This is a genomic window from Chryseotalea sanaruensis (assembly GCF_003990915.1).
GTDB lineage: Bacteria > Bacteroidota > Bacteroidia > Cytophagales > Cyclobacteriaceae > Chryseotalea > Chryseotalea sanaruensis.
The window spans coordinates 566919-577809 of the sequence record NZ_BHXQ01000005.1 but is presented as its reverse complement, the minus strand read 5'-3'; the positions used below and the strand labels follow the sequence as shown (position 1 = coordinate 577809).

At 40.4% G+C, this 10891-nt stretch carries 8 protein-coding genes and 1 tRNA gene; 4 read left to right on the top strand and 5 right to left on the bottom strand.

The features are described 5' to 3' along the window. Window positions 1-1067: 1067 nt before the first annotated feature. From SanaruYs_RS15670 to SanaruYs_RS15655, 4 genes are all read right to left on the bottom strand, one after another. Entirely contained in the window at window positions 1068-2339 is a 1272-nt protein-coding gene (locus SanaruYs_RS15670; protein WP_127123524.1) for an adenylosuccinate synthase, read from the bottom strand. Between the two features lie 111 nt (window positions 2340-2450). Further along, complete coding sequence (locus tag SanaruYs_RS15665) at window positions 2451-2780, bottom strand: STAS domain-containing protein (protein ID WP_127123523.1); 330 nt, start codon at window positions 2778-2780, stop codon at window positions 2451-2453. Beyond that, window positions 2777-3244, bottom strand: coding sequence for a Fur family transcriptional regulator (locus SanaruYs_RS15660; RefSeq protein WP_127123522.1), 468 nt, complete (start codon window positions 3242-3244; stop codon window positions 2777-2779). Before SanaruYs_RS15660 ends, SanaruYs_RS15665 begins: the two co-directional genes overlap by 4 nt. Before the next feature lie 191 nt (window positions 3245-3435). Next, complete coding sequence (locus SanaruYs_RS15655) at window positions 3436-5673, bottom strand: RelA/SpoT family protein (protein ID WP_127123521.1); 2238 nt, start codon at window positions 5671-5673, stop codon at window positions 3436-3438. Window positions 5674-6021: 348 nt separating this feature from the next. Here SanaruYs_RS15655 and SanaruYs_RS15650 point away from each other — a divergent pair. The 4 genes from SanaruYs_RS15650 (at window position 6022) to clpX (ending at window position 9768) form a co-directional block, all read left to right on the top strand. Continuing rightward, window positions 6022-6103: transfer RNA gene (locus SanaruYs_RS15650), tRNA-Leu, on the top strand. Between the two features lie 71 nt (window positions 6104-6174). Then, window positions 6175-7521, top strand: a complete 1347-nt coding sequence (gene tig / locus SanaruYs_RS15645; protein ID WP_127123520.1) for a trigger factor — start codon at window positions 6175-6177, stop codon at window positions 7519-7521. 241 nt (window positions 7522-7762) lie between these two features. After that, window positions 7763-8434 (top strand): ClpP family protease, encoded by a 672-nt coding sequence (locus SanaruYs_RS15640; RefSeq protein ID WP_127123543.1) that lies wholly within the window; start codon window positions 7763-7765, stop codon window positions 8432-8434. A gap of 101 nt (window positions 8435-8535) precedes the next feature. After that, window positions 8536-9768 carry an ATP-dependent Clp protease ATP-binding subunit ClpX gene (clpX, locus tag SanaruYs_RS15635; protein WP_127123519.1) on the top strand — a complete coding sequence of 411 codons (1233 nt, stop codon included), beginning with the start codon at window positions 8536-8538 and terminating at the stop codon, window positions 9766-9768. On the opposite strand, the gene lpxB is transcribed toward clpX, so the two are convergent. After that, window positions 9765-10889, bottom strand: coding sequence for a lipid-A-disaccharide synthase (gene lpxB / locus SanaruYs_RS15630; RefSeq protein ID WP_127123518.1), 1125 nt, complete (start codon window positions 10887-10889; stop codon window positions 9765-9767). The genes clpX and lpxB overlap by 4 nt on opposite strands. Between the last annotated feature and the right edge of the window lie 2 nt (window positions 10890-10891).

The window sequence follows — 10891 nt, the reverse complement described above, 5'->3', positions numbered from 1 at the left end:
TCTCCATTGTAATATTCTTCTCAGCCAGTGTGATCTAACTCGTAAGTCAAACCTCTTCGCCTTTTCAATAGTTGTTGTCCTAGCTCTCCTTTATTAAAATTTATCCTCTTAAAGAATCAACCTCTAAAGTTCATCGAAAGCATTTGCTAAATCACTCCCAAACCCTTTAAGGTCCGCTATCAATTAATCATTCATTCAAAGAACGTGTTAGTAATTTGCCTTTCGCAAGGCTGCTACTAAATGTGGTTTTAAAGCCGTTTGTTTTAGAACCAAGTTTTCAATTTTTGTGCCCCGTTCCTTCTGAATGGGACGGCAAAAGTAGGAGAAGAGGTTGGACTGTGCAAGTGCTGTCAAGAAATATTTCAATATTTCTTTAAAAAGTTATCAACATCAGTGTAAGGTGCTGAGAATCATGAGGAAAAAAATGGGAATTGTTTTAAAATTTTTTGTTGAAAAGATTGGTTTACGTGGCGCTAAGGTTGGAACTGAGAAATTGTCTGAATCAGGATGAGTAGGATTTTAGGATTGACAGGATTGGTTATGAAAAATATTGCAGAATAAGTCAGGAGAGTTACTTATCAAAGACGTAAATAAAGTGTTGAACATTGTCGGGATCAGGATTAGCAAGATTCAAGGATGGACAGGATTTATTGAGTTAAGAATACTACAATTGTTTGTCGATTACTGAAAATATTTTCTGGATCAGGATGGGTAGGATGAGGTAATAAAAAAACATTGAAAAGATGATAATCGTAATCGGTGAATATGTTTGTGAATTGATTGCCTGCTGCTGCGTGAGGGATAGCAGCGGAAAGTCTGCCTCAATAAACTTTTAAATCAATTACAATGCATAATGGCAGACTTGTAGCGAATAGCCCGACCCGTTGCGTGGTTTGTGTGCGGGCAGGGGCACGCCTGGATCAGGATCAGGATTAGCAAGATTAGTGAGGGTTTAGCTTGTTTATAGCGTACAAGAAACTGCAATCATCGTATGAATCAGGATTGGCAAGATTTAAGGATTAACAGGATGTGTTAACGACAATTATAGGTAACCTATACAGAAATGTTTATCGGTGGATAGTTTCGGTGCGATCGGGGCCTGTTGAAACTAAGGTGATGGGTACGTTCAATTCTTTTTCGAGAAAATGAATGTAGTCGTTAAGTTCTTTTGGCATGTCTTGCTTAAGGATGCCTTTGACGTTGCAAGCCCATCCTTTCATTTCTGTATAGATGGGTGTGATCTGCTCATTTACAAGTTCATATGGAAGTGTATCTGAGATGCTTCCGTCTCTCAGTTTGTAGTGTGTACAAATTTTAATGGTTGAGAAGATGCTAAGCACGTCTGCTTTCATCATGAGTAGCTGGGTGACGCCATTAATCATGATGGAATATTTTAATGATGGCAGGTCGATCCAGCCACAACGCCTTGGGCGACCGGTGGTGGAGCCAAACTCGTTGCCTTCTTTACGCATGCTTTCGCCCTCTTGATCTAATAATTCTGTAGGAAAGGGGCCGCTACCAACGCGGGTGCTATACGCTTTGAAGATACCGTAGACTTCGCCTATTCTGCTTGGCGCCACGCCTAAGCCTGTACATGCGCCTGCTGAAACGGTGTTGGAACTTGTTACGAAAGGATAAGAGCCGAAATCAATGTCGAGCAGGGAGCCCTGTGCGCCTTCTGCGAGGATTGTTTTGCCAGCGTTGAGCTCGTTGTTGATAACATATTCGCTTTCGATAAGCTTGAATTGTTTTATGAACTCAACTGCCTCGAAGAAGCTGGCTTCAAGTTCTTGCCAGTTATATTCGATGACATGTTCTTTAAGGATGGCAAAGTGTATGTCAGAGAGCTTTTTAAATTTTTCTTTGAATTTATCGGAAAGTATATCGCCTACTCTGAGACCCTGTCGTCCGATCTTATCTTGATAGGTGGGGCCGATGCCTTTTAGGGTAGACCCTATTTTATCTACGCCTTTGGCTGTTTCGTAGGCTTGATCTAACAGTCGGTGGGTAGGGATAATAAGTTGCGCCTTTTTGGAGATGTATAAATTCTCTTTTAGGTTGAGGTTGAACTTGGCGGTAACACCTTCAATTTCTCTTTTAAGGACAATAGGATCTAGTACGACACCATTACCAATGATGTTTTTGGTTTTTTCGCGAAAAATACCTGAGGGTATTTGATGCAATACATGCTTTTTGCCATCGAACTCGAGGGTGTGCCCTGCGTTTGGGCCACCTTGAAAACGCGCGACTACATCGTATTTAGGCGCTAGAACATCAACGATTTTACCTTTACCTTCATCGCCCCATTGGAGACCTAAAAGAACATCTACTTTTGTCATTTGCCTCACCCCCAACCCTCACCTTCTGAAAGGGGAGTTAGGGAATTTAAATTAATACTATTGAATCTACTATAAACCTTCTCGTCATTGATTAAACAAAGACTAAAGAAATTATTTAATTTCTGCTTCTGATTGAATGATGGTAAAAATTGCGTTCAATTTTGTGATCACCAACAACTTTTGAACGCTGTCGGAGGGCTTCATCAAATACAATTCGCCACTTTTGTTTCTGAATTTTGTCAGTAGTGTTATTAATACACCTATGCCGCTGCTATTGATGTAGCGTAGGTCTGAAATATCGACCAGGCACTTTTTAATTCCATTTGCAATTGATTCGTTGGCTACTTCAAGTATGGCAGTGCCGCCTGTTTCGCCAATTAGGTCGCCAGAAAGATTAAGTGTTAATAAATTGTTTTGCTCAGTATGTGTAAAATTAATCATGATACTTTTCGGTTTTCGCAGTTCTCTTTTTTGCAGGCTGCATATAAAATTAAAGAATGATGCATGACCTGGAACTGTAATAAATCTTGTACTGTATTTTGAATATTTTGTATGCGTGGATCACAAAATTCTATAACCTTATGGCAGTCGGTACAAATGAGGTGATCGTGTTGTTTGTAACCATATGACTTCTCGTATTGGGCAAGGTTTTGGCCGAACTGATGCTTACTAACCAAGTCGCACTCTACTAATAAATCGAGGGTGTTATAAACAGTGGCTCTGCTTACACGATAGTTTTTGTTTTTCATGCTGATGTAGAGAGATTCTACATCGAAATGTCCATCGCGTGTATAGATTTCCTCGAGTATGGCGTAGCGCTCGGGCGTCTTGCGAAGCTCTTTGTTTTCCACATACGCTGTGAAAATTTTCTTTACTTCCTCGTAAATCTTTGGATTTAGCGCCATAAGAGGTGGCAAATGTAATGACAATTTGAAGATTCAGAAATATGCGTGTGGTATTAACTGTAAAACTTTCGTTTGCTTCGGATGTGTGGAGATAGAGTCAACTAAATAGATTGATTTTAGCCACTAGCTACGAGCCGCTAGAAATGTAGGCATTAGGTTCAAATGGGGGCTGAGTTTGAACTAAAGAGTGGTTATAGCTCTCTGGGTTCAGTTTCTTTGGAGTCGAAACGGCTGACTTTTACAACACCTTCGACTTGCTCTAGTTTAGCGATGAGATGTTCTAAATGTCTGGTGTCATTTACGTACAACATGATTTCGCCTTCAAATATGCCGGTATCGGTATGTATTGACATGGAGCTCATGTTTACTTTTAGCTCTTCTGAGATAACTTTTGTAACCCCATTAATAAGCCCTACTCTGTCTGTGCCCTTAATTTTTAGTCCGGTTAGGAAAGCAACCTCATGTTGGGATGTCCACTTGGCTTTAACCACTCGGTTGCCATGATTGGCCATGAGTTCTGCTGAGTTAGGGCAGTTGGTCCTATGTATTTTAATACCCTCATTAACAGTGACAAAACCAAATACTTCATCGCCCGGAATGGGTGTGCAGCATTTTGCGAGCTTATAATCCACAACATCCATATCCTCGCCTATCAAGAGCATGTCTTCGTATCTGTTTTTAAGCGCTGTTATTTCCTTTTCAATCAGCTTGGCATCTGTAAGCTGTGCAGGAGGTTTAGCCCTGAAGGGCGAAGTAGGCTTAAACTCTGTAAAGCGCTTGATATCAGCAGTTCCTATAATGTTTCGCCCGACACGATAGTACAAATCAAAGTGTGTTTTAGCATTGAAGTATTCGCGCATGTGCTCGAGGGTATCTTGCGATGCCTCGACCTTAAGCTGCTTAAGCTTACGCATGATAATTTCTTTGCCTTCGTGTGCGGATTGTTTTTTCTCTTCTTTGAGCGAATCTTTAATGTGCCCTTTGGCCTTTGAGCTAACTACGAACCGAAGCCAGTCTTCGTTTGGTTTTTGCTTAGATGAGGTAAGGATTTCAACTTGATCGCCATTTTTTAAAACATGGCTAATTGGTACGAGCCTATTATTGATTTTTGCACCAATACATTTCGAGCCAATCTGGCTATGTATTTCATAGGCAAAGTCGAGAGCTGTTGCACCAGAAGGCAAGGTTTTTAGTTCTCCTTTGGGTGTAAAGGCAAACACTTCTTCAGTAAAAAGATTACCTCTGAAATCGTCAACGAAGTCGAGTGCTGTATGGTCGTTATGTTCAAGGGTATCGCGAACGCGCGCCAACCATTTTTCGAGGTTAGATTCATTAATGCCGCTAGATTCTTTATACTTCCAATGGGCGGCATAACCTTTCTCGGCAATATCATCCATGCGCTCTGTTCGGATCTGCACCTCCACCCACTGACCATTTTTAGCCATTACGGTAGTGTGCAGCGATTCATATCCGTTTGATTTAGGCGTACTGATCCAATCTCGCAGGCGATCAGGATTTGGGGTGTAAAAGTCGGTAACGATAGAATATACTTGCCAGCAAAGTGCTTTTTCTTGTTCCTGGGGTGCATCGATGATGACACGGATGGCAAACAAGTCATACACTTCTTCAAAGGGTATGTTCTGGCGCTTCATTTTGTTCCAAATGCTATAGATGGATTTGGGTCTACCTTTTACTTCGCAGCGAATGTTTTGTTTATTAAGCTCTTCTACAATAGGCTGCATGAAACCTTTTATAAATTTATTCCGAGTCGCCCGGGTGTCGTCAATTTTAGAGGCAATGGAGTTGTAAATCGGGCGATCGGTAAAGCGCAGGTAAAGGTCTTCGAGCTCAGTTTTAATGGCATTGAGCCCTAAACGGTGTGCCAGCGGTGCATAGAGGTAGATTGTCTCGGAGGAAATTTTCAGCTGCTTGTTACGCGGCATGCTTTCGAGTGTACGCATGTTATGTAACCGATCTGCAAGCTTGATCAAGATTACACGTACGTCTTCAGAAAGTGTAAAGAGCATTTTCCGGAAGTTTTCAGCCTGTTGAGAAGTTCCGTATTCAAAAACACCAGCGATTTTTGTGAGGCCATCGATAATGCGCGCTACTTTTTTTCCGAATATTTTTTCAATATCGGCCAGTTCCATATCGCTATCCTCTACCACATCGTGCATGAGAGCTGCGAGTATTGAGGTGGTGCCAAGGCCTATTTCTTCAACGCATATTTCAGCGACAGCCAGCGGGTGTAAAATGTAAGGTTCGCCAGATTTTCTGCGCATATCTTTATGCGCCTCCGCTGCTATTGTGAATGCTTTTTTAATGAGTTTGGCATCACTATCTTTTAAAACCGGCTTGGCTTTTCGCAGCAGTTTGCGGTAATGATTGATTATCTCTTTCTTCTCCTTTTCTACGTCTATTGCCACCATTAATCGGGAACGATCTAAAAATTGACTCTTCGCTTCAATATACTACCTCATTTTCTAATTTAAGAAGACTCATCAAGAGCTTTTTAATATTTTTTAGTTCAATGTCATTTAGTTAAGTCTTTTTATTAAACCTGTCTTTGCCTTCTTTATAGAGATAGTAGAACCAAGAAAATCAAGTGGTTACTTAAAGCTCCCAAATTTTTGGCGGACAATTATGATCTTTTATATGATATATTTTCGCTATCACATTTCTAATTTCGTAATAATTTCTACATTTGCGCTCCCAATTCCAGCCATTGGGGGTGTTGAGGCTCTAAACAAGCTGAAAATCAGCATCATTTAAAAAATGCGCATGTGGCGTAATTGGTAGCCGTGCCAGACTTAGGATCTGGTGCCGCAAGGCGTGGGGGTTCGAGTCCCTCCATGCGCACAACCGAACCCTTAATGCCCGCAAGAAAAAACGGGTATTGAGGGTTCTTACTTTATAAGCAATAAAGAAAAATGGAAATCACACTCAACAAAAAGAAAGGCACAGAAGGTAGCATTAACATTAAGCTTGGAGAAGCTGATTATCAGATGCAGGTAGAAAAGAAGCTTGGAGATTACGCCAAAAAGGCAAGTATTAAGGGTTTCCGCCCTGGTAAAGTGCCGGCAGGTGTTGTGAAGAAAATGTTTGGTAAGTCAATTTTGGTTGAAGAAATTAATCATATTCTTTCGCATAAGCTTAACGACTATATAAAAGAGCAAAACTTAAAGATTTTAGGTGAGCCGCTTCCTAATTTGGAGAAAAGCCGCCTGATTGATTGGGATAACCAGAAAGATTTCGAATTCGAATATGAAATTGGAATTGTTGAAGACTTTAAATACGAGTTGTCGGATAAGGTGAAGGTTAAATCTTACCCTATTGAACTGGACAAGAAGATAGTTGATGACACACTTGAAGATTTGCGTAAGCGTTTTGGCAAAGTGGAGTACCCTGAAACTTCTGCTATTGGCGATAACGTGTATGGTGATTTACGTGAGAAGGACGGGGAGTTTAAACGCGAATATGGTTTTATTGCTACCGATAAAGTTGTTAAAAAAGAACAAAAGACTTTTGTTGGTTTGAAGAAAGAGGACGAAGTAGAGTTCGATATCACAAAGATTTTTGATGACTTATCTTTAACGGCCAATTTATTAGGTGTTAGTGAAGATGAGGCAAAAAAAATGAAGGGGACTTTTGTATTGAAAATTAATACAATCAGTCGCACAGAGCCCGCTGAAGTAAATCAGGAATTATTTGATCGCGTGTTCGGTAAGGATACCGTTAAAGACGAAGAAGAATTCATCAATAAGATTAAAGAAACTGTTGGTGAAAACTACAAGCGCGAAACACAACATTTCTTAGAGCACCACATTGAAGATTACTACATTAAAAACACCAGTATCAATCTGCCAGAAGCCTTTTTAAAGAAATGGCTGCAAGCAACCAGCGAGGGCAAGGTTACTGAGGAGATGATTGAAAAGGAGTTTGATCAATACAAACGCAGTATTGTCTGGGATTTGGTGCGCAATAAAATTGCTGAAGACCATAAAATAGTTGTTGATGGTAACGAGGTGAAAGGTCGCGCTAAAGAAATGATTATTTCTCAATTTGGAGGCCCGGCTATTGCAGAGCAATTGGGAGACCGCCTGGATGCCATTGCTGACAATTACCTACAGAACGAAAACGGCAAAAACTTTATGAACCTTTACAGCCAGCTACGTAACGATAAGATTATGAAGCTGATACGCGAAACCATCAAGGTTGATGAGAAGAAGGTTAGCGTAGACGAGTTTAAAAAGGTGGTTGAAGAGCATACGCATTAGAGGTTAGAAGTTCGAGGCTAGAGGCTGGAAGTCAGGACAGAGAATAGTTAAAAGATTGACTAGTTTCGAGAATAAAGTTTAAGATTTTACGACTATGGTTTTGGTAGGAAATTTATTCCAATCAAAACCATTTTTTATTTACAATGGTTTAGTAGAAATTCATGCCGGACTTGTTTCTGCACCCCAAGCGGTTACGGAACAAGACCGTGATCATCGATATAGTTTAAACAAACACTTTTTTATGCAAAACAACAATGAATTCAGAAAGTATGCCGTGCATCACATGGGTATGAGCGGCAACACAGTTGATAGTTATGCTCAGAAAATTGAGAATATGACTCAATACGTTATCGAGGAACGCCCCGGTAACTTCCGCGCTATTGACGTTTTTACCCGATTAATTTCTGATCGTATTATCTTTTTAGGCATGGGTGTTGATGACCAAATTGCTAACCTTATTCAGGCTCAGCTTTTGTTTCTGGAATCGGCCGATCCAAAGAAAGACATCATTATGTACATTAACAGCCCGGGTGGGCAGGTATATGCCGGACTAGGCATTTATGACACCATGCAATACATCAATCCGGATGTAGCCACAACCTGTACTGGATTGGCGGCATCTATGGCAGCAGTATTACTGGCCGCTGGTGCAAATAAAAAGCGCGCTGCACTTCCCCACTCCCGCATCATGATTCACCAACCTTCATCTGGTGCGCAAGGAACTTTAAAGGATATGGAAATTTCGTTAAAACAAACAATTGAAATCCGTGAAGACCTTTATAAAATCTTAGCCAACCATTCGGGTAAAGACTACGCAACCATTGAAAGAGACAGCGACAGAGACTATTGGATGCGTGCCAGTGAGGCAAAAGAGTACGGAATGATCGATGAAGTGCTTGAAAGGAAGAAGTAATTCGGTGATTGGTTGATGTGCTAATAAGCTGATTAATTGGTATCTTTGCGAGCTGGCAGCCCATTGGCACATCAACAAATTTTCACATCAATAAAATAATAATGGCAGAGGTAACTTGTTCGTTTTGCGGGAGAAATAAGAAAGATGTAGACCTGATGATATCAGGCATACACGCCCATATTTGTGACAAGTGTGTAACACAAGCCACGCAAATTCTTCAGGAAGAGAAAAAGAGTAAAGTTGAATCTGGCACTGCACCCAACTTTAAGCTGATTAAACCCCGCGACATTAAGAAATACCTTGATGAATATGTAATCGGACAAGATGAGGCCAAAAAAGTACTTTCCGTTGCTGTCTACAATCACTACAAGCGCTTGATGCAACGCAAAGTTGAGAGCGATGTAACCATTGAAAAGTCTAACATTATCATGGCCGGTGAAACCGGTACCGGTAAAACCTATTTGGCACGTACGTTGGCTAAACTTTTACAAGTTCCTTTTTGTATTGCAGATGCTACTGTATTAACTGAAGCCGGTTATGTTGGTGAAGATGTGGAAAGCATTTTAACACGTTTATTACAGGCTGCTGATTACAACGTAGAGGCTGCTGAACGTGGCATTGTTTATATTGATGAAATAGATAAGATTGCCCGTAAATCTGATAACCCTTCAATTACACGCGATGTAAGTGGTGAAGGTGTACAACAGGCATTGCTTAAATTATTAGAAGGTACTTCCGTGAACGTTCCCCCGCAGGGTGGAAGAAAACACCCTGATCAGAAAATGATTACCGTTAACACAGAAAACATTTTATTTATCTGTGGTGGTGCGTTTGAAGGTATTGACAGATTTATTGCAGGTAGATTAAATACAAGGCCGCTAGGCTTTGTTACCAATGTTGATGGCTTACACCCGGCTGATGTAGAGAAAAATCTTTTACAATTTATTTCTGCTCAGGATTTAAAAAGCTTTGGTTTAATTCCTGAATTAATTGGACGCTTACCCGTTGTTTCTTATCTAAATCCTTTGGATAAAGATGCATTGAAGAAAATTCTATCTGAACCTAAAAATGCGCTGATCAAGCAATACAGTAAGTTGTTTGAGATGGAAAGCATTGAGCTTGAATTTAAAGATGGCGCTCTTGACTTTATCGTTGAAAAGGCTGCTGAATTTAAATTGGGTGCACGCGGTTTACGCAGTATCTGCGAAGCCATCATCAATGATGCAATGTTTGATCTTCCTTCTGAAAAAACAACAGACAGATTGGTGATTACACGCGCTTATGCTGAAGAGAAATTCAATGGTTCACAATACAGCAAACTCAAGGTTGCTTAATTAGTTTTCTCCGTTAAATACTTCACCATTAATCTTCCCGCATTGGAAGAGGCTGAGCCTATATCGAGTATTTTATATACCTCTTCGTTTCCTGCTAATACAAATCGTCTTCTTTCTGTATCAATCATTAACTGTGCAAGTTCGGCAGATACCGTTTGTGGTGTACACAGCTCTTGTATCATCTCTTTTACCACTTCGCGGTCTGCTATCAGGTTTACCAGGGAAATGAAGGGGACTTGGATTACACGCTTGGCAATAAAATAATTGAATGTGCTTGTTTTATACACTACAATTTGAGGCACATTAAATAATGTTGTTTCTAATGTTGCTGTGCCTGAGGTAACAATAGCGGCTTTGGCATAGCTGAGTAAATCATAGGTTGCTTCTTCAACAAAAGTTACGTTTGAGAATTCTTCGAAAGCTTTGTATGATTTGCGATCCAAATTTGAAACAGTGGCTACCGCAAAATGAAACGTTGGATTCATTTTTACCACATCAGCCATTACAGGAATGATGTATTTCAACTCCTGCGCACGACTGCCAGGTAAGAGTGCGATAAGTTTTTTGTCGGCAGGCCATTGGTATTTCTTTTTAAAATCTTCGGATGGCTTAAAATCTTTGACGGCATCTAAAACAGGATTACCTACGTAGTCTACATCCCAATCTACTTTACGCTTAAAGAATGCTTTCTCGAAGGGAAGAATAACAAACATTTTATCGATGCTTGCTTTCAAAGACCAAGCCCTACCCTGCCGCCATGCCCAAACTTTTGGTGAGATATAATAATAAACTGTGATACCGTTGTCCTTGCAGAATTTACCAATCCTTCTGTTAAAGCCTGCATAATCAATTAAGATAACTACATCCGGTTTCCAAGTTGTGATTTCTGTTTTACACTGTTTAATATAATTAGCAATGGTGTGTAGGTTAGTGAGGAATTCAATAAAGCCCATAAAGGCCATATCCTTATAGTGGACTGACAAATCAAGTCCGGATTCCTGCATGTAATCGCCACCAAAACCTTTGAAGGTTGCCTCAGCATCATGCTGCTTAATAGCCTTGATCAGATTACTTCCATGTAAATCTCCTGAACGTTCACCGGCTACTATATAATATTTCACTT

What these genes read in the sequence shown, in the direction of transcription:
- clpX (WP_127123519.1), top strand. Translation starts at nt 8,536, where the DNA reads ATGGCAGAGGTAACTTGTTCGTTTTGCGGGAGAAATAAGAAAGATGTA.
- SanaruYs_RS15640 (WP_127123543.1), top strand. Translation starts at nt 7,763, where the DNA reads ATGCAAAACAACAATGAATTCAGAAAGTATGCCGTGCATCACATGGGT.
- SanaruYs_RS15660 (WP_127123522.1), bottom strand. Translation starts at nt 3,244, where the DNA reads ATGGCGCTAAATCCAAAGATTTACGAGGAAGTAAAGAAAATTTTCACA.
- SanaruYs_RS15655 (WP_127123521.1), bottom strand. Translation starts at nt 5,673, where the DNA reads ATGGTGGCAATAGACGTAGAAAAGGAGAAGAAAGAGATAATCAATCAT.
- tig (WP_127123520.1), top strand. Translation starts at nt 6,175, where the DNA reads ATGGAAATCACACTCAACAAAAAGAAAGGCACAGAAGGTAGCATTAAC.
- SanaruYs_RS15665 (WP_127123523.1), bottom strand. Translation starts at nt 2,780, where the DNA reads ATGATTAATTTTACACATACTGAGCAAAACAATTTATTAACACTTAAT.
- SanaruYs_RS15670 (WP_127123524.1), bottom strand. Translation starts at nt 2,339, where the DNA reads ATGACAAAAGTAGATGTTCTTTTAGGTCTCCAATGGGGCGATGAAGGT.